Annotated in this window: 18 protein-coding genes; 12 read left to right on the top strand and 6 right to left on the bottom strand. The window is 71.3% G+C overall.

Annotated features, from left to right (window positions below; translation table 11 throughout):
- The first annotated feature begins 36 nt into the window (after window positions 1-36).
- The 4 genes from F3L20_RS23375 (at window position 37) to aroQ (ending at window position 5,411) form a co-directional block, all read left to right on the top strand.
- Window positions 37-2,046 carry a TerD family protein gene (locus tag F3L20_RS23375; protein WP_150156026.1) on the top strand — a complete coding sequence of 670 codons (2,010 nt, stop codon included), beginning with the start codon at window positions 37-39 and terminating at the stop codon, window positions 2,044-2,046.
- 285 nt (window positions 2,047-2,331) lie between these two features.
- Window positions 2,332-3,333 carry a TerC family protein gene (locus F3L20_RS23370; protein WP_150156025.1) on the top strand — a complete coding sequence of 334 codons (1,002 nt, stop codon included), beginning with the start codon at window positions 2,332-2,334 and terminating at the stop codon, window positions 3,331-3,333.
- A 309-nt stretch (window positions 3,334-3,642) separates the two neighbouring features.
- Window positions 3,643-4,743, top strand: coding sequence for a calcium:proton antiporter (locus F3L20_RS23365; protein WP_150156024.1), 1,101 nt, complete (start codon window positions 3,643-3,645; stop codon window positions 4,741-4,743).
- 194 nt (window positions 4,744-4,937) lie between these two features.
- A complete protein-coding gene (gene aroQ / locus F3L20_RS23360) occupies window positions 4,938-5,411 on the top strand; it encodes a type II 3-dehydroquinate dehydratase (protein WP_150156023.1) in 474 nt (157 codons plus the stop codon).
- A 21-nt stretch (window positions 5,412-5,432) separates the two neighbouring features.
- Here aroQ and F3L20_RS23355 read toward each other — a convergent pair whose 3' ends face one another.
- Together F3L20_RS23355 and F3L20_RS23350 are read right to left on the bottom strand one after the other, a co-directional pair.
- Window positions 5,433-6,089, bottom strand: coding sequence for an MBL fold metallo-hydrolase (locus F3L20_RS23355; protein ID WP_150156022.1), 657 nt, complete (start codon window positions 6,087-6,089; stop codon window positions 5,433-5,435).
- Window positions 6,090-6,128: 39 nt separating this feature from the next.
- The gene (locus F3L20_RS23350) at window positions 6,129-6,818 is read right to left on the bottom strand and encodes a maleylpyruvate isomerase family mycothiol-dependent enzyme (RefSeq protein ID WP_150156021.1); all 690 of its coding nucleotides are present in this window, start codon (window positions 6,816-6,818) and stop codon (window positions 6,129-6,131) included.
- Between the two features lie 223 nt (window positions 6,819-7,041).
- On the opposite strand from F3L20_RS23350, the gene uvrA reads away from it, so the two are divergent.
- Complete coding sequence (gene uvrA / locus F3L20_RS23345) at window positions 7,042-10,056, top strand: excinuclease ABC subunit UvrA (RefSeq protein ID WP_150156020.1); 3,015 nt, start codon at window positions 7,042-7,044, stop codon at window positions 10,054-10,056.
- 68 nt (window positions 10,057-10,124) lie between these two features.
- On the opposite strand, the gene F3L20_RS23340 is transcribed toward uvrA, so the two are convergent.
- Both F3L20_RS23340 and F3L20_RS23335 read right to left on the bottom strand, forming a co-directional pair.
- Window positions 10,125-11,042: a carbohydrate kinase family protein gene (locus tag F3L20_RS23340; protein ID WP_150156019.1), complete on the bottom strand. Its 918-nt coding sequence runs from the start codon at window positions 11,040-11,042 to the stop codon at window positions 10,125-10,127.
- The gene (locus F3L20_RS23335) at window positions 11,039-12,154 is read right to left on the bottom strand and encodes a LacI family DNA-binding transcriptional regulator (RefSeq protein ID WP_150156018.1); all 1,116 of its coding nucleotides are present in this window, start codon (window positions 12,152-12,154) and stop codon (window positions 11,039-11,041) included. Before F3L20_RS23335 ends, F3L20_RS23340 begins: the two co-directional genes overlap by 4 nt.
- A 289-nt stretch (window positions 12,155-12,443) precedes the next feature.
- Here F3L20_RS23335 and F3L20_RS23330 point away from each other — a divergent pair, with 289 nt between their 5' ends.
- A complete protein-coding gene (locus tag F3L20_RS23330) occupies window positions 12,444-12,863 on the top strand; it encodes a Rieske (2Fe-2S) protein (protein WP_150156017.1) in 420 nt (139 codons plus the stop codon).
- A gap of 95 nt (window positions 12,864-12,958) precedes the next feature.
- On the opposite strand, the gene F3L20_RS23325 is transcribed toward F3L20_RS23330, so the two are convergent.
- On the bottom strand, window positions 12,959-13,906 hold the full coding sequence (locus F3L20_RS23325) for a hypothetical protein (protein WP_150156016.1): 948 nt from the start codon (window positions 13,904-13,906) through the stop codon (window positions 12,959-12,961).
- Between the two features lie 311 nt (window positions 13,907-14,217).
- Window positions 14,218-14,394, bottom strand: coding sequence for a hypothetical protein (locus F3L20_RS34085; RefSeq protein WP_167534589.1), 177 nt, complete (start codon window positions 14,392-14,394; stop codon window positions 14,218-14,220).
- 391 nt (window positions 14,395-14,785) lie between these two features.
- Between F3L20_RS34085 and uvrC the strand changes: the two genes are divergently transcribed.
- From uvrC to gap, 6 genes are all read left to right on the top strand, one after another.
- Window positions 14,786-16,897, top strand: a complete 2,112-nt coding sequence (gene uvrC, locus F3L20_RS23320) for an excinuclease ABC subunit UvrC (RefSeq protein ID WP_150156015.1) — start codon at window positions 14,786-14,788, stop codon at window positions 16,895-16,897.
- Entirely contained in the window at window positions 16,894-17,898 is a 1,005-nt protein-coding gene (gene rapZ, locus F3L20_RS23315; RefSeq protein ID WP_150156014.1) for an RNase adapter RapZ, read from the top strand. The genes uvrC and rapZ overlap by 4 nt, the downstream gene beginning before the upstream one ends.
- On the top strand, window positions 17,895-18,962 hold the full coding sequence (locus tag F3L20_RS23310; protein ID WP_145825181.1) for a gluconeogenesis factor YvcK family protein: 1,068 nt from the start codon (window positions 17,895-17,897) through the stop codon (window positions 18,960-18,962). Before rapZ ends, F3L20_RS23310 begins: the two co-directional genes overlap by 4 nt.
- Window positions 18,953-19,942 carry a DNA-binding protein WhiA gene (gene whiA, locus F3L20_RS23305; protein ID WP_145825180.1) on the top strand — a complete coding sequence of 330 codons (990 nt, stop codon included), beginning with the start codon at window positions 18,953-18,955 and terminating at the stop codon, window positions 19,940-19,942. Before F3L20_RS23310 ends, whiA begins: the two co-directional genes overlap by 10 nt.
- A gap of 178 nt (window positions 19,943-20,120) precedes the next feature.
- The gene (locus tag F3L20_RS23300) at window positions 20,121-23,075 is read left to right on the top strand and encodes a M14 family metallopeptidase (protein WP_150156013.1); all 2,955 of its coding nucleotides are present in this window, start codon (window positions 20,121-20,123) and stop codon (window positions 23,073-23,075) included.
- Between the two features lie 225 nt (window positions 23,076-23,300).
- A complete protein-coding gene (gene gap, locus F3L20_RS23295; protein ID WP_150156012.1) occupies window positions 23,301-24,308 on the top strand; it encodes a type I glyceraldehyde-3-phosphate dehydrogenase in 1,008 nt (335 codons plus the stop codon).
- Window positions 24,309-24,387 lie beyond the last annotated feature (79 nt).

Below are 24,387 nucleotides of genomic sequence, written 5' to 3'. Positions count from 1 at the left end.
ACCCGACACATCAACGCGACGCAGGGGGACAAGGCGATGACGGCCGAGCTGGTGCGGGGGCAGAACCACCCGCTGTCCCAGTCCCGTCTGGAAGTCCGGATCTCGGCCGGCACGCCGGTCGCGGCAGCCGCCGCGCTCGGGGACGAGAACGGGCGGATCCACGGCAGGGAGTGGGTGGCCCACCCCGGCGCGCCCGTGCAGCCCGGCCTGGAAGTGTCGCGCCAGGCGGCCGCCGACCACCGTCTCGCGGTGGACCTGGACGCCATGACCGACGCGGTCCACCGTGTCAGCGTGCTGCTCGCCCTGCCCGCCGCGCACGGCGGCGCCGGGCCCGCCCGTTTCGGAGCCGTGGCGGCCCCCTTCGTCGCCGTCACAGGACTTGACGGCACCGAGGTCGCCAGCTACACCATCACCGGTCTGGAGGCCGAGACCGCCGTCGTCGCGCTGGAGCTCTACCGGCGGCAGGGCGCCTGGAAGGTGCGCGCCGTGGGCCAGGGCTATGCGGGCGGCCTGGCCGAACTCTTCGCCGACCAGGGCCTTTCCGAGGCCGTGCAGCTCGCGGCCGGCATCGACGAGGCGGTCGCCCGGGGCCTCGCCCGCTCCGTCCAGGCGCCCCCGCCCCGCCCGGCCGAGGGAGACCGCTCCCGGCAGGCGGCGGCCCCCGCGGTCGGCCCCGACCAGGGCGCCGCCCCCCAAGGCACCCCCGGCCCCGCGCCGTCGTACGGCGGACAGCCGGTCGGTGGCCAGCCGGTCGGCGGCCAGGGAGAGGGGGGACCGCAGCCCGCCTACGGCGGCGCGGACCCGCACGCCACCTCCGGTGGCGGTCCCGTCAACTACAGCCACCCGCGCAGGCAGACCTCCGCCCCGCCTCCGCCCCCGCCCGCGGCACCCCCGGCGCAGCCAGGACAGCCCGCGCGGCCGGTGGCCGGCGACGCGACCGGCTGGTCCATGGAGGAGCGGCTCTACAACCAGGTCTGGGGCATGTTCGAGGACCTGGCCCGCACCACCGCCGCGTACCGCAGCGCGGTGGACTTCGCCGAGTCACGGATGGACAAGGAGCTGGAGCAGGCCCTGTCCGACCCGCGCAGCCGCATCGGCGGACAGGGCGACGGCGCCAGGGAGGCGGCCCGTACCCGGTACACGCAACTCGTCGACCAGGCACGGGCGTCCCTCGACCGGGACGTCGCCCAGCTCGTCGCGGAGGCCGAGGTCGTCGAGCCGGCCCTGCCTCAGGCGTTCGCCCGCTGGGACAACCCCTGCTGGCACGCCTACCGGGTGCCGATGGAGATACCCATGGCGCTGCGCCTGGGCGACCTCCGGCTTCCGGAGGCCGAGTCGATCCGCATCCCGATGCTGCTCAGGCTGCCGCTGGAGCGTGGGCTGTGGATCGACAGCGGACGCACCGACGCCCTGGACGGGTCGTTCACCGACTCCCACGACATGCGGCGCCTGGCCATGGAGACCGCGGTGGCGCACGCGGCGCGGCTGCTCGCCGTCTACCCGGCGGGCGAGTTCACCGTGCACGTCATCGATCCGGCCGGGTCCGGGGCGCAGGCGCTCGCACCCCTGACCCAGACCGGCGTCCTCGCCGCCCCGCCCGCCCAGGGCGCCGCGGGTGTGACGGACGTGCTGGCCCGGCTGACGCAGCGGGTCGACCTGGTCCAGATGGCGCTGCGCGGTGGCGCCTCCGACGCGCTGCCGCCCGGGTTCGACACCTCGCAACAGCTGCTGATCGTCAACGACTTCCCGCACGGCTTCGACGACCGTGCCGTGAACCAGCTGCGCTACCTCGTCGACGAGGGGCCGTCGGTCGGCGTCCACCTGATGATGGTCGCGGACCGTGAGGAGTCCGCGGGGTACGGGCCGCTGCTCGATCCGCTGTGGCGTTCGCTGCTGCGACTGACCGCGGTGCCGGACGATCACCTCGCCGACCCGTGGGTGGGGCACGCCTGGACCTACGAGCCGCCGGTCGTGCCGCCGGGCAGCCAGGTGCTTCGTCAGGTGCTCACCCAGGTCGCGCAGGCCCGCCGGACATGGAACAGGTGAGCCCCCGGCACCTTCGACCAAGGACATGTAAAGCCTCCGACCTGGGGCTTTGTGTCTTTCTTTACCGATCTCTTTACCAATCCTTGGTGATTGGGTAGTGTTGGCGGCACGGAGGGGAGTACTCCCTGTCTGTGCGGCGACCCCGTCAATACGGATCAGGCCAGATCCCGGGGCGTCGGCCCAATAGCCGTCCGGGCGCGCAGCAAGCGCCCTGGGTTGGGTGGAAGAGACCTCCGGCAGCGACGACGCTGACATTTGCCGTGTGACGTATCTGCCGGAGGCGCAGTGGATGTTTCCCTGACCCTGTGGGTCTTGACGATCGTGGGCCTGTGCGCCCTGATCGCTGTCGATTTCTTCATCGGCCGCAAACCTCATGACGTGTCCGTCAAGGAGGCCGGGATCTGGACCGTCGTCTGGATCGTCCTGGCCGGGCTCTTCGGGCTCGGGCTGCTGGTCTTCGGAGGCGGCCAGCCGGCGGGCGAGTTCTTCGCCGGCTACATCACCGAGAAGTCGCTGAGCGTCGACAACCTCTTCGTCTTCGTGCTGATCATGGCGAAGTTCGCGGTGCCCTCGCAGTACCAGCAGCGCGTACTGCTGGTCGGCGTACTCATCGCCCTGGTGCTGCGCGCGGTGTTCATCGCCGCCGGTGCCGCCATCATCGCCAGCTTCTCCTGGGTGTTCTACATCTTCGGCGCCTTCCTGATCTACACCGCCTGGAAGCTCATCCAGGAGGCCAGGGCCGACGAGGAGGACGAGGAGTTCGAGGAGAACAAGCTCCTCAAGGCGGCCGAGCGTCGCTTCGGCGTGGCCGACCGCTACCACGGCACCAAGCTGTGGATCCAGCAGAACGGCAAGCGGGTCATGACCCCGATGCTCGTCGTGATGCTCGCCATCGGCACCACCGACGTCCTGTTCGCGCTGGACTCGATCCCGGCGATCTTCGGTCTGACCCAGGACCCGTACATCGTGTTCACGGCCAACGCGTTCGCGCTGATGGGTCTGCGGCAGCTGTACTTCCTCATCGGCGGACTGCTCAGGAAGCTGGTCCACCTGTCCTACGGGCTGTCGATCATCCTGGGCTTCATCGGCGTGAAGCTGGTGCTGCACGCCCTGCACGAGTCCGGGCTGCACGTGCCCGAGATCAGTATTCCGGTCTCGCTGGGCGTCATCTGTTCGGTCCTGATCGTCACCACGATCACCAGCCTCCGGGCGTCCCGCAAGAAGGCGGAGGCCGAGGCGGCCACAGACCGGGGCGAGAGTTCCGCGAAGACCGACGTCGACGCCTGACCCGTCGGACAACGCCGTCCGGCATCGGGAAACCGCACTTCAGGAACACCGGGCACCGGGAGCGTAGGGCAGCACGTCGCCGTCCGACGCTCCCGGTCCCGCACGTTCACCGCGCCGTCTGCGGGCGGCGCAGACCGCACTCGACTCGAGAAGGAGGCCATGCGTGACCATGATGACCCCGAGACGATCAGGATCGCGGAGCGGAAGGGGTCGCCGCACGGCGGTGACACATCCGACGCCCTCCACGGTCGCCCGGTGGTCGAAAGTCCTCGAAATGCCGTGCCCCCTCGTGCCGGGGACGATCGCCGCATGACGGATCGGATCAAGTCCGTGGCCTCACGATGGACGCTCGCCGTTCCGGTGCTCGCGGTGGTGCTGCTCGCCCTGACCTGGGGGAGGGACCTGCCCGGCGGGATCGTCGGGTTGGTGACCGTGGTCCTGGCGGGGGCGGTGCTGGCGGCCGTGCACCATGCCGAGGTGGTCGCCCACCGGGTCGGCGAGCCGTTCGGCTCCCTGGTCCTGGCGGTCGCCGTCACAGTCATCGAGGTGGCGCTCATCGTCACCCTGATGCTCGACGGCGGCGACAAGAGCGCGACGCTCGCCCGGGACACCGTGTTCGCCGCCGTGATGATCACCTGTAACGGCATCCTCGGGCTCAGCCTGCTCGTCGGCTCGCTGCGGCACAAGACGGCCGTCTTCAACTCGGAGGGCACCGGAGCCGCTCTCGCCACCGTGACCACGCTGGCGACGCTCAGCCTCGTGATACCGACGTTCACCACGAGCAAGACGGGTGCGGAGTTCTCCACCGTCCAGCTGGCCTTCGCCGCCATCGCGTCGCTGACCCTCTACGGGCTGTTCGTCGCGACCCAGACCGTCAGGCACCGCGACTACTTCCTGCCGGTGGTGAAACAGGGGGAGAAACCCTCTCCCGAGGCGCACGCCGAGGCGCCCTCCACGCGCACCGCGCTGATCAGCCTGGGGATGCTGCTCCTGGCGCTCGTCGGTGTCGTCGGTCTGGCCAAAGGCGTCTCACCGACGATCGAGTCCGGGGTGGAGGCGGCCGGTCTCGGCCATGGTGTCGTCGGTGTGATCATCGCCCTGCTGGTGCTGCTGCCGGAGACCATCGCCGCCGTGCGCGCGGCGCGCCGCAACCAGGTGCAGACCAGCATGAACCTGGCCCTGGGGTCGGCCATGGCCAGCATCGGCCTGACCATCCCCGCTGTCGCGGTGGCCACCCTCTGGCTGCCCGGTGCGCTCGTCCTCGGCCTCGGCAGCACCCATATGGTGCTGCTGGCCCTGACCGTGGTGGTGAGCGCGCTGACGGTGGTCCCGGGCCGCGCCACTCCGCTCCAGGGAGGCGTGCACCTGGTGCTGCTCGCCGCCTATCTGGAACTCGCGATCAACCCCTGACGGCGGCAGCGGCCCGCGCCCGTACCAGTGCCCGGGCCGCCCGGACGACCATGTCGCCGGGAGGCCCGGGCGCTTCCATGAGCGGGAGTCACCGCGGGCGCGGCGGCGGCGTACGCCACCTCGGTGCGGCGTGATAGACCGGGTGCGATCAGCGGTTCCGGCGAGGGACCGCACCTCGACGGACCGGAGGAACCGTGCCCCGCAACCTGGCCGACGCCCCGATCATGATCCTCAACGGGCCGAACCTGAATCTGCTCGGGCAACGGCAGCCGGAGATCTACGGACGCGAGACCCTGGCCGACGTCGAGACGATGTGCGCCAGGGCGGCCGCCGCCCGCAACGGCACCGTCGACCTCCGCCAGTCCAACCACGAGGGGCAGCTGGTGGACTGGATCCACGAGGCACGGCTGAACCACTGCGGCATCGTGATCAACCCCGGCGCCTACTCCCACACCTCCGTCGCGATCCTGGACGCCCTCAACGCCTGCGACGGACTGCCCGTGGTGGAGGTCCACATCTCCAACATCCACCGCAGGGAGAGCTTCCGGCACCACTCCTATGTCTCCCTGCGCGCCGACGGCGTCATCGCGGGATGCGGTGTCCAGGGGTACGTGTTCGCGGTGGAGCGGATCGCGGCGCTGGCCGGCCCGGGACTGGCCGAGGCGTGACCTGAGCGGGCCGCCGCCGGTTCACCAGCCCCGCTCGCGCCACTCCCGCAGGTGCGGGCGCTCGGTCCCGAGAGTGGTGTCGTTGCCGTGGCCCGGGTAGACCCAGGTCTCGTCCGGGAGCGCGTCGAAGAGCTTGGTCTCGACGTCGTGCAGCAGGCTCGCGAACGCCTTCGGGTCCTTGTGGGTGTTGCCCACACCGCCCGGGAACAGACAGTCCCCGGTGAACACATGAGGATGCCCGTGGGGGTCGTCGTAGACGAGGACGATCGAGCCGGGAGTGTGCCCGGCGAGGTGGCGGGCGGTGAGCTCCACCTGTCCGACGCGGATGACGTCGCCGTCGTCGACCGGTACGTCGGTCGGCACCGGGATGCCCTCGGCGTCGTGCCGGCCCGCGTAGGTGCGGGCGCCGGTGGCGGCCACGATCTCCGCGAGTGCCTGCCAGTGGTCGCCGTGCCGGTGGCTGGTGACGACGGACGCGATGCCGTCGTCACCGATCGTGCCCAGCAGGGTCCCGGCGTCGTTCGCCGCGTCGATCAGCAGTTGCTCGTCGGTGGCCCGGCAACGCAGCAGGTACACGTTGTTGTCCATGGGACCGACCGCGATCTTGGTGATCATCAGGTCCTTGAGTTCGTGCACGTCGGCTGGGCCGCCGACCGTCACCCGACCGCTGTACGTCATGAACGTCAGCCTAGCGCCGGAACGGGCACCGGACAGACCTCACAGCGGGGGCAGCGACGGGAGATCTCCGCCCTTCACCGCGAGGGCGGCGCCGTCCCGGCGGCCGGCGAGCCAGCCGAGCAGGCCGGCGGCCGTCCCCTCGACGGCGACGGGGTCGCCGTCCGCCCCGCCACCGGTCGTCCAGGTGCGGCCGTCCACGGCGGCGAGGGTGGTCGCGGGCACGTCCGGGTGGCCGCTGAACCGTGCGGTGAGGAAGTCGATCTCCCGTTCGGTGAAGTCGGCCGGCAGGTCCTCCAGCTCGTAACCGATCCCCAGGTCCACGTGGTGCAGCTCCACCTCGATCCAGCGCCGGAACGGCACCCGCTCCGCACGGTCGGTGACGCCGTTGCGCAGTTCTACGACACGGGACCAGTCCGTCACGTCCGCGGCCGCCCCGCGGAGGCGCTCCGCGCTCTCCCGCAGGTCCGCGAGCTGCACGTCCAGGGGGCGCGGGGCGCCTGTCTCGATGTCGGCGTCCCGGGCCTCGGCGGAGACGTACATGGGGCGGCCCTCGAAGACGTTCACCAGGGCGTCCGCGTTGCGGGACAGGTGGGTGAGGACGTGACCTCGGGTCCAGCCCGGCAGGCGTGACGACTGGGTCACAGCCGCGTTGTCCAGTGCGCCGACCGCGCGGAGCAGCCGCTCGGTAGCGGCGTGTACAGACGCCAGGTCATCAGCGTGATCCATCATGCCGCCGACCCTAGACGCGTCACACCTTCGGGTGAAGCAGATGAACCGGACGGTAAAATCGAATGCACGTGCTATAAGGTCGGGTGCGGCGTCGGGCATGCTGGAGAGCCGGGGTTTGTTGACTATCCGTGAATCCGAACCGGCGTTGTCAGTGGCTCCCCCTAGTCTGAAAAGGACGGGGGCCCCGCCCCTGTCACTTCCCTCAAGAAAGGTGCGGACCGGCGTGGCCGACCGTCTCATCGTCCGTGGAGCGCGCGAGCACAACCTCAAGAACGTCTCGCTCGACCTCCCGCGCGACTCGCTCATCGTCTTCACGGGCCTGTCGGGGTCGGGCAAGTCCTCGCTGGCCTTCGACACCATCTTCGCCGAGGGGCAGCGGCGTTACGTCGAGTCGCTGTCCTCCTACGCCCGGCAGTTCCTCGGCCAGATGGACAAGCCGGACGTCGACTTCATCGAGGGACTGTCCCCGGCCGTCTCGATCGACCAGAAGTCGACCTCGCGCAACCCGCGCTCCACGGTCGGCACCATCACCGAGGTCTACGACTACCTGCGCCTGCTCTTCGCGCGCATCGGCAAGCCACACTGTCCCGAGTGCGGCCGTCCGATCACCCGCCAGTCGCCGCAGGCCATCGTCGACAGGGTCCTGGAGCTGCCGGAGGGCAGCCGCTTCCAGGTGCTCTCGCCGCTGGTGCGTGAGCGCAAGGGCGAGTTCGTCGACCTCTTCTCCGACCTCCAGACCAAGGGCTACTCCCGCGCGCGGGTGGACGGCGAGACCGTCCAGCTGTCGAACCCGCCGACGCTGAAGAAGCAGGAGAAGCACACCATCGAGGTGGTCGTGGACCGCCTCACCGTCAAGGACAGCGCCAAGCGCCGTCTCACGGACTCCGTGGAGACCGCCCTCGGGCTGTCCGGCGGCATGGTCGTGCTCGACTTCGTCGACCTCCCCGAGGACGACCCCGAGCGCGAGCGGATGTACTCCGAGCACCTCTACTGCCCGTACGACGACCTGTCGTTCGAGGAGCTGGAGCCCCGCTCGTTCTCCTTCAACTCGCCCTTCGGCGCCTGCCCCGAGTGCACCGGCATCGGCACGCGCATGGAGGTCGACCCCGAGCTGATCGTCCCCGACCCGGACAAGAGCCTGGACGAGGGCGCCATCCACCCGTGGTCGCACGGCCACACCAAGGACTACTTCGACCGCCTGATCGGAGCCCTCGCCGACGCGCTGGGCTTCCGCACGGACATCCCGTGGGCCGGTCTGCCGCAGCGCGCCAAGAAGGCCCTGCTCCACGGTCACAAGACCCAGGTCGAGGTCCGCTACCGCAACCGCTACGGACGCGAGCGGCGCTACACCACCGCCTTCGAGGGCGCGGTGCCGTTCGTCAAGCGCCGGCACAGCGAGGCCGAGAGCGACGCCAGCCGCGAGCGCTTCGAGGGCTACATGCGCGAGGTGCCCTGCCCCGGCTGTCAGGGCACGCGCCTCAAGCCGATCGTTCTCGCGGTCACGGTCATGGGCAGGTCCATCGCCGAGGTTTCCGCGATGTCCATCAGCGACTGCGCGGACTTCCTGGGCGAACTGAAGCTCACCGCCCGCGACAAGAAGATCGCCGAGCGGGTGCTCAAGGAGGTCAACGAGCGGCTGCGGTTCCTGGTCGACGTCGGCCTCGACTACCTCTCGCTGAACCGCGCGGCCGGCACCCTCTCCGGCGGCGAGGCCCAGCGCATCCGCCTGGCCACCCAGATCGGCAGCGGACTCGTCGGTGTGCTCTACGTGCTCGACGAGCCGTCCATCGGTCTGCACCAGCGCGACAACCACCGGCTCATCGAGACGCTGGTCCGGCTGCGCGACATGGGCAACACGCTCATCGTCGTGGAGCACGACGAGGACACGATCAAGGTCGCCGACTGGATCGTCGACATCGGCCCCGGCGCCGGCGAGCACGGCGGCAAGGTCGTGCACAGCGGCTCCCTCAAGGAACTGCTCGCCAACGAGGAGTCGCAGACCGGCCAGTACCTGTCCGGCAGGAAGGCGATCCCGCTGCCCGACGTCCGGCGCCCGCAGGACCCGTCGCGCCGCATCACGGTGCGCGGCGCCCGGGAGAACAACCTGCAGGACATCGACGTGTCCTTCCCGCTGGGCGTGTTCACCGCGGTCACCGGTGTGTCCGGTTCCGGCAAGTCCACGCTGGTCAACGACATCCTTTACACACACCTGGCCCGCGAGCTGAACGGCGCGCGCAGCGTGCCCGGCCGGCACACGCGCGTGGACGGCGACGACCTCGTCGACAAGGTCGTCCACGTCGACCAGTCGCCCATCGGCCGCACTCCGCGGTCCAACCCTGCGACGTACACGGGCGTCTTCGACCACGTCCGCAAGCTGTTCGCGGAGACGACCGAGGCGAAGGTCCGCGGCTACATGCCGGGCCGGTTCTCCTTCAACGTCAAGGGCGGCCGCTGCGAGAACTGCGCGGGCGACGGCACGATCAAGATCGAGATGAACTTCCTGCCGGACGTCTACGTCCCGTGCGAGGTCTGCCACGGCGCCCGGTACAACCGGGAGACCTTGGAGGTCCACTACAAGGGCAAGTCCATCGCCGACGTGCTGAACATGCCGATCGAAGAGGCCATGCACTTCTTCGAGGCGGTCCCGGCGATCTCCCGCCACCTGAAGACGCTCAACGACGTCGGCCTCGGCTACGTCCGGCTCGGCCAGTCGGCGACCACCCTGTCCGGCGGCGAGGCGCAGCGCGTGAAGCTGGCCAGCGAACTGCAGAAGCGCTCCACCGGCCGTACGGTCTACGTCCTCGACGAGCCCACCACCGGTCTGCACTTCGAGGACATCAGCAAGCTGCTGACGGTCCTGTCCGGCCTGGTCGACAAGGGCAACACCGTGATCGTCATCGAGCACAACCTCGATGTGATCAAGACGGCCGACTGGGTCGTCGACATGGGCCCCGAAGGCGGCTCCGGCGGCGGCCTCGTCGTCGCGGAGGGCACGCCCGAGCAGGTCGCCGGCGAGCCGGCCAGCCACACCGGCAAGTTCCTGCGCGAGATCCTGGGCGCTGAGCGGATCAGCGACGCCCCGCAGGTCCGGGCCCCGCGCAAGTCGGCGGCGAAGAAGACGGTCGCCGCCAGGTCGGCCGCCAAGAAGACGGCGACCAAGTCGGTCACGGCCGGCACGGCCAAGAAGACCGCCACCAAGGCCGCCGCGAAGAAGACGACGCGCGGCGCCAAGGCCTGACCGGCCCGCTCCACCGGACGTGTGTGCCGTGCCGCAGGGGACGTCCCCCGCGGCACGGCACACGTGCGTCAGAGGGCCTGCGGCTCCAGCTCGTGGGCGTACGGCGGTTCCGCACCGGCGCGGGAACAGGTGATCGCCGCCGCGGCTGCCGCGAAGCCCAGCAGGCTCTCCCAGCCCTCGGCGCCGAGTGCGGCCACGCCCTCGTCGCTGAGCGCGTCACGCTCGGCCAGGCCGTGGAGCAGGGCCGCGTTCACCGTGTCGCCCGCGCCGATGGTGTCCACCACCGTCACCCGCTCACCCGGCACCGCGTACTCGGCCCCCTCGCGGGTGAACACCGTCAGTCCGTCCCCGCCCCGGGTGACCACGACCGCCGTGGGACCGGCCGCCAGCCACTCCCGCGGGGACCCGCCGAGCCACTCGGCGTCCTCCGCCGACAGCTTCAGCAACGACACCGACGGCAGCCAGTCGCGGAACCGCGCCCGGTAGGCGTCGGCGTCCGGGATCAGCCCCGCCCGGATGTTGGGGTCCAGCGCCGTGAACACACCCCGTGCGGACGCCTCCCGCATCATCGCCTCGTACGCGCTCGCCCCCGGCTCCAGCACCAGCGAACAGGTCCCGAAGGACACCGCGCGGGTACCGGCGGGGAGCGCCTCGGGCTCGGTGAACAGCCGGTCCGCCGTGCCCTCCACGTAGAAGGAGTAGGCCGCCGAGCCGTCGGCGCCGACCGTGGCCACGGCGAGCGTCGTCGGCTCGTCACCGCGCTGCACCGACGACACGTCCACCCCGGTCGCCCGCAGCCGCTCCAGCAGCGCCTCCCCGAAGGCGTCCCGCGACACCCTCGAGCAGAACGCGGTGGGGGAGCCGAGACGGCCCAGGGCCACCGCCGTGTTGAAGGGGCCGCCGCCGAGCGCGGGCGTCAGCGCGGCGAGCGCGCCCGCCCCCTGCGGTACCAGGTCGATCAGTGCCTCACCGGCTACGACGATCACGACGGGTTCCTTTCCTGGTGGGGCTTGGGGGCGGCTGGGTGCGCGGCAGGGCCGGCGGAGGCGGAGCCGGCCGGGTCGCCAAAGTGTTCCTGACCGTCCGGACAGCCGCAGGAGGTGCGGTGCACGAAGGTGCACGGGAGACGTTCGGTGCGGGTCGGCCGGTCCGGGTTCGCGAGGCGGTCCAGCAGCATCCGTACGGCCCGGGCGCCGATGTCCCGGCTCGGCTGGGCCACGGCCGTGAGGCGGGGGGAGAAGAGGTCCGCCCAGGCGAAGTCGTCGAAACAGCACAGGGCGATGTCCTCGGGCACGGACAGGCCGTGGGCGCGCAGGGCGCGCAGCGCGCCGATCGTCATGGCGTTGTTGGCGGTGACCAGCGCGGTGGGGCGCGAGCCGAGGTCCAGCAGTGCGGCCGTGGCGCGTTCGGCCCCGGCGGCCTCCGAGTGGCCGTGCACCAGGATCCGCTCGTCGAACGGCAGCCCCGCAGCCGCGAGTCCGTGCCGGTAGCCGGTGATCCGCTCGGTGGTCGTACTGAGCCCGGGCAGACCGGCCACCAGACCGATACGGCGGTGTCCGAGACCGGCGAGATGGGTGACCAGGCGGGCCGTCGGCTCCGTGCTCTCGGCGCCGACCTGGTCGTAGAGGGGCGGTGCGCCGTCACCGGGTGGGTCGACCAGCCGGTCCAGGAAGACGGTCGGTACACGGTGCCGGCCCAGGTACGCGAGGAGCTCGCGGGGTTCGGGGGAGGGCGCGACGATCATGCCGTCCACCCGGCGCTCGTGCAGTAGCTGGACGACCTTGCGCTCGTGCACCGGGTCGTCGTGCGGATCGGCGATGAGGAGGCTGTACCCCTGCTCCAGGGCCGCCGCCTCGACGCCCTGCAGGATCTCCGTGAAGTAGGGGTTGCTGATCGCCGAGACCGCCAGACCGATCGACCGGGTCCGGGCCGTGACCAGGGAGCGGGCCAGGGTGTTGGGGGTGTAGCCGAGTTCCTCCACGGCGTCCAGGACGGCCTGGCGGGTGTGGGGGAGCACCGGGCGGGTGCCGTTCAGCACGTGCGAGACGGTCGCGATGGAGACTCCGGCGCTGCGCGCCACATCCGCCATGGTTGCCATCAGCCGCTCTCCTTCGTGCCGACGGGGTCCGCTTCGGGTCGGCGGGGTCCGCTGCCCGTGCGGGTCCTGGGTGGGGACCGTATCGCATGGGAGAGGGTGTCGTAAACGATTGCGTAAGCGTTTACGCGAGCGCTTACGCAAGCTCTTACGTGAACGTTTGTGCAAACGCTTACGCCCCGCGCCCCACCGCCCCGTCCACCCAGCCCCACCCACCCGCAAGCCGCCCCCCGAGCCCCCGGTATCGTCCCGGTGAACACTCGTCCACCGCGTACCACCCGTGGGAGCCCGCATGTCCGCCCGACCCGCCGCGACCCGCCGGACCGTCCTGCGAGGCGCGGCCCTCACCCCCGTCGTCGGACTGGGCCTCACCGCGTGCGGGGGCGGTGACGACAGGTCCGCCCCGCTGGCCGGGCCCGTGGAGCTGGGGCCCGAGAGCGAGGTCGCCGCGGGCGACGCCAAGCTGTACCGGGACCACAACGTGGTCGTCAGCCGGGGCGAGGACGGGGCCTTCAAGGCGTACAACACCGTGTGCACGCACGCGGGTTGTCCCATCAACAAGCTGGACGGGACCAGGCTGGTCTGCCCGTGTCACGGCAGCGAGTTCGACGTCACCACCGGGAAGGTGCTGCGTGAGCCGGCTGTGGCGCCCCTGAAGCCGCTGGCCGTCGAGGTCAAGAACGGCACGCTCGTCGCCAAGCCGCAGGCCTGACCCGGCCCATCCTCACCCGCGACACCCGGGCCCGGCCCGATCCCCGGGCCCGGCCCGCGATCCCCGGGCCCGGCCCGTCCCCGCTCGACCGGGTATCACTCCCAGTCCCAGGCGATCCCCACGTAGCCGGTGCGCAGGCGGGGTTCCACCAGGTGCACCGAGCGGTGCCGCGCGCTGAGCGCCAGTTCCTGGCGTCCTCCGCGCGGGGCCGCAGCGGAGTGCTGGGTGAAGCGGTGGCACCGCACCGGGAGCGCCGCGGAGTCGAAGCAGACCTGGAGGGCGTACTGGCCGCCGGGGGAGTCCGCGCCGCGTACGTACTCGCGCGCCACCCCGGCCGTGCCGTCCTCCACGGCGTACCGGAAGAGGAACGTGTCGCCCGCCCGCAGCCGGATGTCGAAGAGCAGCTCCGCCGCGAGCACACCGGTGTCGTGGTGCCGACGGACGCGTCCGATACGGCAGTTCTCCAGGGCGCGTACGGTCATCCGCTCCGGTACGGAGCCCGGGTCGCCGTGGTGGACGGCCACGAAGCGGTCGACGCCGTCGCGGTAGGCGCGCACGATGTGGTGCGACTCGCGCTCGGCCAGTTCCCGGCGCGTCCCGACGCGCACCCGCTCGTGGTGGCCGAGGGTGTGCAGGCCGCCGTCACGTGGGGTGCCGAACTCGGCGAGCAGGCGGTCCAGGACGCCCGAGGCTTCCACGAGCGAGCGGTAGGAGCGGGCGGAGGAACGGCGGTCCCCGGTGTGTTCGTCCGACTCGGCGAGCAGGCGGATCAGTGACTCCTCCGGCAGTTGAAGGATCTCCTCCAGCGCCCGTACGGCGCGCAGCGACTCCGGGCGCTGCGGGCGGCGGGCGCCCTGCTGCCAGTAGCTCAGGCTGGTGACGCCCACCTTCACGCCGTGGCGCGACAGGTGGTGCTGCACCCGCTGCAGCGGCAGTCCCCGCGCGGCTATCGCGGCGCGCAGGGCGACGTGGAACGGACCGCCGCGCAGGGCGGAGTCCAGTTCTGCGGTGACGACGTCCGCGTGCTGTGTGGCGTGCGGCATGCAGGGGCCTTTCTGTGAATGTCACAACGGCTGGTCAGACCGTTCGCACGGGGCACCTCGGGGGCCCGCCCCCATCGGCACGGCGCGGTCTTCACATGCGTACGCCGTCGTTCAGCGCCCCGAGTTCCCCCGCATTGAAGCGTGTTGACCAAGTCCCGACAACCGCCGGAGGCCAAGAGCGGCACACGCGCGGGGGCCGTACCGGCCGCCTGGCCGGTACGGCCCCCGTGGGGTGCGTACGTGATGTGGTGTTGTCGGTGTCCGGAGCCGCCGGGGGCCACGCCAAGGCCGGCCACTGTCTCCGGGGAGGTTCAGGAACCGTCGGCCGGGCTCTCCTCCCGGAGCCGCGTCCCCGCGGCGCGCAGGCGCTTGGCGCGCACGATGTCGGGATCGCGCGGGTCGAGGGACTCGGGGAAGACGGCCGTCTCGTCCGCGTACCGGCGGTGCCGGGCCGGCCGTCGTGATTTCTCGATCCGCATCTGCCGCATACGACCTCCCGACTCGCGGCCACTTCTGTGACCGCCGTCACGACCGCCTCGGACCACCGGCCGGACAGCCGGCTCGGACCGCCGCCCGGACCATCGCCGTGGTCCGGCCGCCGGCCCCGTTGATCGTCCGAGGCACGGACCCCCCACATTCCCGCTTACCGCCCCCCGTAACCCATCCGGACCGCACCGGTCACCGCCGACAGCCCTCGGAATTCCTCAGAAGACCCCTTAACCCGCAGTAAGCCCACTCCACCGAGCTCCGCGCTCCCCACCCCCGAGCCACCTACTCGCCCCCCGGGCGAATCCGCCCGCCCGCCTCCCGCCTCCCGCTCCCCGCCCCCCGCCCCACGGCCCCGCCGTCCTGTCGGTCCCCGCCAGTAGGGTGTGAGACATGGCCGACCCCTCCAGCTACCGCCCCAGACCGGGTGAGATCCCCGACTCGCCGGGGGTCTACCGGTTCCGCGACGAGCACCGCCGGGTGATCTATGTCGGGAAGGCGAAGAGCCTGCGCCAGCGCCTGGCGAACTACTTCCAGGACCTGGCCGGGCTGCACCCGCGCACCCGCTCGATGGTCACCACGGCCGCGTCCGTGGAGTGGACGGTGGTCTCGACGGAGGTCGAGGCGCTCCAGCTGGAGTACTCCTGGATCAAGGAGTTCGACCCCCGGTTCAACGTCAAGTACCGCGACGACAAGAGCTACCCGTACCTCGCGGTCACGATGAACGAGGACTTCCCGCGCGTGCAGGTGATGCGCGGTCACAAGAAGAAGGGCGTGCGCTACTTCGGTCCGTACGCGCACGCGTGGGCGATCCGCGACACCGTGGACCTCATGCTGCGCGTGTTCCCGGTGCGCACCTGCTCCGCCGGGGTGTTCAAGAACGCCGCCCGCACCGGCCGCCCCTGCCTGCTCGGCTACATCGGCAAGTGCTCGGCGCCCTGCGTGGAGCGGATCACCGCCGAGGACCACCGGGAACTGGCCGAGGAGTTCTGCGACTTCATGGCCGGGCGCACCGGCACCTACCTGCGCCGTCTGGAGAGGCAGATGGCGGAGGCGGCCGAGGACATGGAGTACGAGCGGGCCGCGCGCCTGCGCGACGACATCGGCGCCCTGAAGAAGGCCATGGAGAAGAACGCGGTGGTGCTGGCGGACGCCACCGACGCCGACCTGATCGCGGTCGCGGAGGACGAGCTGGAGGCGGCCGTCCAGATCTTCCACGTGCGCGGCGGGCGGGTGCGCGGCCAGCGCGGCTGGGTCACGGACAAGGTCGAGGACGTCACCACCGGCGCCCTGGTGGAGCACGCCCTGCAGCAGCTGTACGGCGAGGAGACCGGTGACGGGGTCCCGCGCGAGGTGCTGGTCCCCGCCCTCCCGGACCCGGTGGAGCCGGTGCAGGAGTGGCTGACCGGGCGGCGCGGGTCGAACGTCTCCCTGCGCGTCCCGCAGCGCGGGGACAAGAAGGCCCTGATGGAGACCGTCGAGCGCAACGCCCAGCAGGCGCTCGTGCTGCACAAGACCAAACGCGCCTCCGACCTCACCACGCGTTCGCGCGCCCTGGAGGAGATCAGCGACGCCCTGGAGCTGGACAGCGCACCGCTGCGGATCGAGTGCTACGACATCTCGCATCTCCAGGGCGACGACGTGGTGGCCTCCATGGTCGTCTTCGAGGACGGACTGGCCCGCAAGAGCGAGTACCGCCGCTTCCAGATCAAGGGCTTCGCCGGCCAGGACGACGTGCGGTCCATGCACGAGGTGATCACCCGCCGCTTCCGCCGCTACCTGGCGGAGAAGGAGCGGACGGGGGAGTGGGCCGACGGCGACGAACCGGGCGTCGAGCCCGGGGCACAGGCGGACCCGGGGTCGGCCTCCGCGGGCCTCGCCGAGCCGCCCGCCAGCACCCTCACCGAGGACGACGGGCGTCCCAAGCGGTTCGCGTACCCGCCGCAGCTCGTCGTGGTCGACGGCGGCGCGCCGCAGGTCGCGGCGGCCCAGCGGGCGCTGGACGAGCTGGGCATCGACGACATCGCCGTGTGCGGCCTCGCCAAGCGGCTGGAGGAGGTGTGGCTGCCCGGCGACGACGACCCGGTGGTGCTGCCCCGCACCAGCGAGGGCCTCTACCTGCTGCAGCGCATCCGTGACGAGGCGCACCGCTTCGCCATCACCTACCAGCGTGCCAAGCGCGCCAAGCGCTTCCGCTCCAGCCCTCTGGACGACGTCCCCGGCCTCGGCGACACCCGCAAGCAGGCGTTGATCAAGCACTTCGGTTCGTTGAAGAGGCTGCGGTCGGCGACAATCGAGCAGATCTGTGACGTTCCGGGCATAGGCCGCAAGACGGCCGAGACGATCGTCGCGGCTCTCGCCCAGGCGGTGCCCGGCGGACCCGCCGTGAACACGGCGACGGGCGAGATCATGGATGACACGGAAGAACCCGGACAGCAGACGGGTTCTCCGGGGGAGCCCGTGTCCACGGGTGCCCCGGACGAACGACGGGGGCAGGAGCGATGACCGAGCACGAGACAGGGCCCGCCGGGCGGCGGGACGGTGCGGCACAGCAGGCCGGCGGGGCCACGGCCCGCGCCGGCGCCCCGCAGGACAACGGAGCACAGGTGAAGACGGGCAAGGAAAACGGCGGGGTGCCCGAGGTGGGCATCCCCGAGCTGGTGATCATCTCCGGCATGTCCGGAGCCGGGCGGTCGACGGCCGCCAAGTGTCTGGAGGACCTCGGCTGGTTCGTCGTCGACAACCTGCCGCCCGCGCTGATCCCCACCATGGTGGAGCTCGGCGCGCGCTCCCAGGGCAACGTGGCCCGGATCGCGGTCGTCGTCGACGTCCGTGGCCGGCGCTTCTTCGACAACCTGCGCGAGTCCCTCGCCGACCTCGACGCGCGCGGTGTCACCCGGCGCACCGTCTTCCTGGAGTCCTCCGACGACGCCCTGGTGCGCCGCTTCGAATCGGTGCGCCGCCCCCACCCGCTCCAGGGCGACGGCCGGATCGTCGACGGCATCGCCGCGGAGCGGGAGCTGCTGCGCGAGCTGCGCGGCGACGCCGACCTGGTGATCGACACCTCCGGCCTCAACGTGCACGAGCTGCGCGCCAAGATGCACGCGCAGTTCGCCGGTGAGGAGGAGCCCGAGCTGCGGGCCACCGTCATGTCCTTCGGCTTCAAGTACGGCCTCCCGGTCGACGCCGACCTGGTGGTGGACATGCGGTTCCTGCCCAACCCGCACTGGATCCCCGAGCTGCGCCCCTACACCGGCCTCAACGAGGAGGTGGCGTCGTACGTCTTCAACCAGCCCGGCGCCAAGGAGTTCCTCGACCGGTACGCGGAGCTGCTGCGCATGGTCGCCGCGGGCTACCGTCGTGAGGGCAAGCGCTACGTGACCATCGCGGTCGGCTGCACGGGCGGCAAGCACCGCTCGGTCGCCATGTCGGAGAAGCTCGCCGCCCGGCTCGCCGCCGAGGGCGTGGAGACGGTGGTCGTCCACCGGGACATGGGACGGGAATGACACGACGGACTCCGCGGCTGAGCCGGCTGCGCAGAGCGGTCCCCGAGGGCCGCGCCGCCCGGCCGGCCGAGACGCGCGGCGGACGCCCGCGCCGCAGGGGGACCCAGCCCAAGGTCGTCGCCCTCGGCGGCGGCATGGGCCTGTCCGCCTCGCTCGCCGCCCTGCGCCGGATCACCGGCGACCTCACGGCCGTGGTCACCGTCGCCGACGACGGCGGCTCCAGCGGCCGGCTGCGGGACGAGCTGGGCGTGCTGCCCCCGGGTGACCTGCGCAAAGCGCTGGCCGCGCTGTGCGGGGACGACGACTGGGGGCAGACCTGGGCCCGTGTCATCCAGCACCGTTTCCAGTCCAAGGGCGACCTGCACGAGCACGCGGTCGGCAATCTGCTGATCGTCGCCCTGTGGGAGCAGCTCGGCGACCACGTCCAGGCACTGGACCTGGTGGGCCGGCTGCTCGGCGCGCACGGACGGGTGCTGCCCATGTCCGCCGTGCCGCTGGAGCTGCAGGCCCTGGTCAAGGGGCACGACCCCGAGCGCCCCGACGACACCGACACGGTCCGCGGCCAGGCCACCGTGGCCCTCACCCCCGGTGAGGTGCAGTCCGTGCACCTCGTGCCGAACGACCCGCCCGCCGTGCCCGAGGCGGTCGCCGCGGTGCTGGACGCCGACTGGGTGGTGCTCGGACCCGGCTCCTGGTTCTCCTCGGTGATTCCGCATCTGCTGGTCCCCGAGCTGCTGGACGCCCTCGTCGAGACGAAGGCGCGCCGGGTACTCTCGCTGAACCTCGCCCCGCAGCCCGGAGAAACCGAGGGCTTCTCCCCGCAGCGTCATTTGGAGGTTTTGGGGCGACACGCCCCTAAACTCGCCCTGGACGTGGTGCTGGCCGACGAGGCCGCCGTGCCCGACCGCGACTTGCTGACCGATGCCGCCAAGCGGTTCGGTGCCGCGGTCGAGCTGGCCCCCGTGGCCCGGACCGACGGAAGCCCCCGGCACGACCCGGAGCTGTTGGCCGCCGCGTACGACCGTATTTTTCGGATGCATGGAAGGATCGGCCCATGGCGATGACGGCAGCGGTGAAGGACGAGATCAGCCGGCTACCCGTCACCCGTACCTGCTGCAGGAAGGCGGAGGTCTCCGCCATTCTGCGGTTCGCCGGCGGCCTCCACCTGGTCAGCGGGCGCATCGTGATCGAGGCGGAGCTGGACACCGCGATGGCCGCCCGGCGGCTCAAGCGGGACATCCTGGAGATCTTCGGCCACAGCTCCGAACTGATCGTGATGGCGCCGGGCGGACTGCGCCGCGGCTCTCGCTACGTGGTGCGCGTGGTCGCGGGCGGTGACCAGCTGGCCCGTCAGACCGGCCTGGTGGACGGGCGGGGCCGCCCGATCCGCGGCCTGCCCCCGCAGGTGGTCTCGGGGGCCACCTGTGACGCCGAGGCGGCCTGGCGGGGTGCCTTCCTGGCACACGGCTCCCTCACCGAGCCGGGCCGCTCCTCCTCCCTGGAGGTGACCTGCCCCGGTCCCGAGGCCGCGCTCGCCCTGGTGGGCGCCGCCCGCAGGCTGCACATCGCGGCCAAGGCGCGCGAGGTGCGCGGCGTCGACCGGGTGGTCGTCCGGGACGGCGACGCGATCGGCGCGCTGCTCACCCGGCTGGGCGCGCACGAGTCGGTGCTGGCCTGGGAGGAGCGCCGGATGCGCCGCGAGGTGCGGGCGACGGCGAACCGGCTCGCCAACTTCGACGACGCCAACCTGCGCCGCTCCGCCCGTGCGGCGGTCGCGGCGGGTGCCCGGGTCCAGCGGGCCCTGGAGATCCTCGCGGACGACGTCCCCGAGCACCTCGCCGCCGCCGGCCGGCTGCGGATGGAGCACAAGCAGGCCTCCCTGGAGGAGCTGGGCGCGCTCGCCGACCCGCCGCTCACCAAGGACGCGGTCGCGGGCCGTATCCGCCGACTGCTGGCGATGGCCGACAAGCGCGCCTCGGACCTCGGCATTCCCGGCACGGAGGCCAACCTCAGCGAGGAGCTGGACGACAAGATCGGCGTCTGACGCCCGGTCACCAGTCCCGGCGTTTCAGCTGACGCCTGATCAGAGCACCGGCGCCGTCACCCACTTGGGTGACCGGCGCCGGTTCGCGTGTGTCGTGACGGCGCCCTTGACTCGATCATGTTGTGTCATGAGCCTGGCATTCGTTCGCTGCTGTGGCGGACCACTCTCTGGGGGGCTCATGAGACACAGAGCGAGATCGATCCTCGCTGTCGGCACGCTCCTGATCTGCGGAGCGAGCTTCGCACCCATCGCCCAGGCGCAACCCGCACGGCCCGCGGCCGGTGACCCCGACGAGGTCAAGGTCTATCGCGCCGACGTCACCCAGAGGCAGGTACCCCTGCTGCTGGCGGCGGGGCAGGACGGCCACGAACTCGGCGAGCGGGTGCCCGACCGGGGCACGGCCGCCGTCGAGGTGTACCTCACCGAGGGACAGGCCGAGAAGCTCGAGGAACAGGGCGTCGACCTCACCGAGCACACGCTCTCCGCCGGGGCGGAGAAGCGCGTGGCGGCCGCGGCCGAAGGCGTCTTCCGCCCGTGGAGCGGCAAGGGCGGCCTCAAGGAGGAGATGCTGCGCACCGCACAGCGCCACTCCGACCTCACCAAGGTCGTCTCCATCGGCAAGACGGTGCGGGGGCAGGACATCCTCGCCCTGAAGCTCACCAGGCACGCCCGCAAGAGCAAGGACGGCTCGAAGCCGGCCGTCCTCTACATGTCCAACCAGCACGCCCGCGAGTGGATCACGCCGGAGATGACCCGCCGGCTGATGCACCACTACCTGGACGGGTACCGGACGGACAAGCGGATCAAGAAGATCGTCGACTCCACCGAACTGTGGTTCGTCCTGTCCGCCAACCCCGACGGCTACGACCACACCTTCGCCGACGACGCCAACCGGCTGTGGCGCAAGAACCTGCGGGACGTCAACGGCGACGGCGTGATCAGCACCGGCGACGGCGTCGACCTCAACCGGAACTTCCCCTACAAGTGGGGCTACGACGACGAGGGCTCCTCGCCCAACCCCACCAGCCAGACCTACCGGGGCGCCTCCCCGGGGTCCGAGCCCGAGACCAAGGCGATCGACGCCTTCCAGAAGCGCATCGGCTTCACCTACGGCATCAACTACCACTCCGCCGCCGAGCTCCTCCTCTACGGGGTCGGCTGGCAGGTGGCCACGCCGACACCCGACGACGTGCTGTACGAGGCCCTGGCTGGCACGCCGGACAACTCGGCGATCCCCGGGTACCACCCGCAGCTCTCCTCCGAGCTCTACACCACCAACGGCGAGGCCGACGGGCACGCGGCCAACGTCAACGGCATGGCGATGTTCACCCCTGAGATGTCGACCTGCCAGACCGCGTCCGAGGTCGACCCCGACGACGAGTGGAACCCGCGTGACTGCCGCTCCGGCTTCACCTTCCCCGACGACGAGAAGCTGATCCAGCAGGAGTTCGCCAAGAACGTGCCCTTCGCGCTCTCCGTCGCCGAGACCGCCGCCCACCCCGACCGGCCGTCCTCCGCGGTCGGCCTGGAGGCTCCGGACTTCACCCCGGCGGCCTTCACGACCTCGTACGCGCGCGGCGGTGACCAGGAGGTCTCCGTGGTGGCGCGCAAGTCCGTGCGGGACAAGCAGCTCCGGTACCGCGTCAACGGCGGGCGTACCCACACCGTGGACCTCAGGCCCTGGCGGGGCGGCGAGCGGTACGGCGGCGAGGACAACCTCTACTTCGACGAGTACCGCGCGAAGGTGCGGCACGGCGAGCCCGGCGACCGGGTCGAGGTGTGGTTCACCGGCAAGGCCCGCGGCGGCAAGAAGGCCGCCGCCACGTCCTTCACGTACACCGTGGCGCAGCGGCCCCGGGCGGACGTCCTCGTCGTCTCCGAGGAGGGCGCGAAGGCCACGCAGGCGCAGGCGTACGTCGACGCGCTCCGCGCGAACCGGCGGACCGCCGCGGTCTGGGACGTCGCCGAACGGGGCGCCCCGGACGCCCTCGGCGTGCTGAGCCACTTCCGCACGGTGTTGCACCACACCGGCGCGGGCGCTCCGGGCGTCGCCACCCAGCTCCAGCTGCGTGCCTTCCTCAACGAGGGCGGCCGGCTGATCGAGGCGGGCGAGCAGGCCGGCGGCAGCGTCGACCTGGGCGACGGCGTCCTGTCCGACGACTTCAGCCAGTACTACCTGGGCGCCTACACCCGCACCGCCACCGCGGGGGCCACCGCGTTCACCGGCGCCGGACCCCTCGCGGGCACCGGCGGGCCGCTCGGCGACACGCCCGGCAACCCGCTGGACCGGGCCGGCAATTACGGCCTCACCTCCGACGAGCTGTCCCCCGGGACGTACCCGCAGTTCGCGAGCACCGGGGCCGGCTCCTTCCCCGGCACGGTCAACCCGTACGGGCCCTACGCCGGATCCTCCATGGCGGCCGCGGTGCACACCGACGACGGCTACAAGCGCCTCACCCGTACCGTCGACCTCACCGGTGTCACCGCCGCCGAGCGGCCCACGCTGCGCACCCGCCTGCTGTGGGACACCGAGCCGGGTTACGACAACGTGATCGTCGAGGCGCGCACGGCGGGCGGCGACGACTGGACGACCCTGCCCGAGACCGGCGGCGCGACCCGCACCACCGTGCCGTCCGAGTGCGCGGCCGGGTTCTACGTCGACGGGCACCCCTGGCTGGAGCACTATCTCACGCTGAGTGACGACGGCTGCGCCGCGACCGGCTCCTCCGGGGCCTGGAACAGCCTCACCGGTTCCTCCGGAGGCTGGCAGCAGGTCGAGTTCGACCTGAGCGCCTACGCCGGGCGGACCGCCGAGGTGTCACTCGCCTACGTCACCGACCCGGGCAGCGGTGGCCGGGGCGTCCTCGCCGACGAGGCCTCCCTGGTCGTCGGCGGCACCGCCACCGAGACCGAGGGCTTCGAGACGTCCCTGGGCGCCTGGCGGGCCTCCGGGCCGCCCCCGGGCAGCCCGGCCGTCCTGAAGGACTGGACCCGCACCGGGGAGCTCTTCCGGACGTACGCGGCGGTCACCACGGACGACACCGTGCTGCTGGGATTCGGCCTGGAGCACCTCACGTCCGCGGCCGACCGGGCGGCCCTGGTCAAGAAGGCACTGGCCGCTCTGCGCGGGTGACACCCGGGCTCGCGAAACCGGGCACAGGCGGGGAAAAAGGGTGACTGAAGTCCGTCGCCCTGGGGCGGTCCGTACCCTACTGGCGGGTACGGACCGCCCTGCCGGGTATGGGACAGCTCGATGTCACGGCCGGGGCCCCGGAGAGGTAGGGTCGGCAGTGGTCGGGGACATCCCAAATACAGCTCGCCGGCGTCAGAGCCGGCGTACCAACGAGGAGATCGGTTCGTGACGATCCGCGTAGGCATCAACGGGTTTGGCCGCATCGGTCGGAACTACTTCCGCGCACTGCTGGAGCAGGGCGCCGACATCGAGATCGTGGCCGTCAACGACCTGGGCGACACGGCGACCACCGCGCACCTGCTGAAGTACGACACCATCCTGGGCCGTCTCAAGCAGGAGGTCTCGCACACCGAGGACACCATCACCGTCGGTGACAAGACGATCAAGGTGCTCTCCGAGCGCAACCCCGCCGACATCCCCTGGGGCGAGCTGGGTGTCGACATCGTCATCGAGTCGACCGGCATCTTCACCAAGAAGGAAGACGCCGGGAAGCACATCATCGGCGGCGCCAAGAAGGTCATCATCTCCGCCCCGGCGAAGGGCGAGGACATCACCCTCGTCATGGGCGTGAACCACGAGCAGTACGACGCGGCGAACCACCACGTCATCTCCAACGCCTCCTGCACCACCAACTGTGTGGCGCCGATGGCGAAGGTCCTCGACGAGAACTTCGGCATCGTCAAGGGCCTGATGACGACGGTGCACGCGTACACGAACGACCAGCGCATCCTGGACTTCCCGCACAAGGACCTGCGCCGCGCCCGTGCCGCCGCCGAGAACATCATCCCGACCACCACCGGTGCCGCGAAGGCCACCGCACTGGTGCTGCCGCAGCTCAAGGGCAAGCTGGACGGCATCGCGATGCGCGTGCCGGTGCCCACCGGCTCCGTCACCGATCTGGTGGTCGAGCTCTCCCGCGAGGTCACCAAGGAAGAGGTCAACGCCGCCTTCCAGAAGGCCGCGGAGGGCGAGCTGAAGGGCTACCTGGAGTACACGGAGGACGCGATCGTCTCCTCCGACATCGTCAACGCCCCGGCGTCCTGCACCTTCGACTCGTCCCTGACCATGGTCCAGGACGGCAAGAGCGTGAAGGTCATCGGCTGGTACGACAACGAGTGGGGCTACAGCAACCGCCTCGTCGACCTCACGGTCTTCGTGGGCAACCAGCTCTGATCGCGGAGCGGGCGGCCTGATATGAGTGCAGGGCTCGGAAGGCGCGGCGACGCGCCGTCCGGGCCCTGACGCACGTATC

This window comes from Streptomyces tendae (assembly GCF_008632955.1).
Taxonomy (GTDB): Bacteria; Actinomycetota; Actinomycetes; order Streptomycetales; family Streptomycetaceae; genus Streptomyces.
This window is presented reverse-complemented; position numbering and strand designations above follow the sequence as displayed.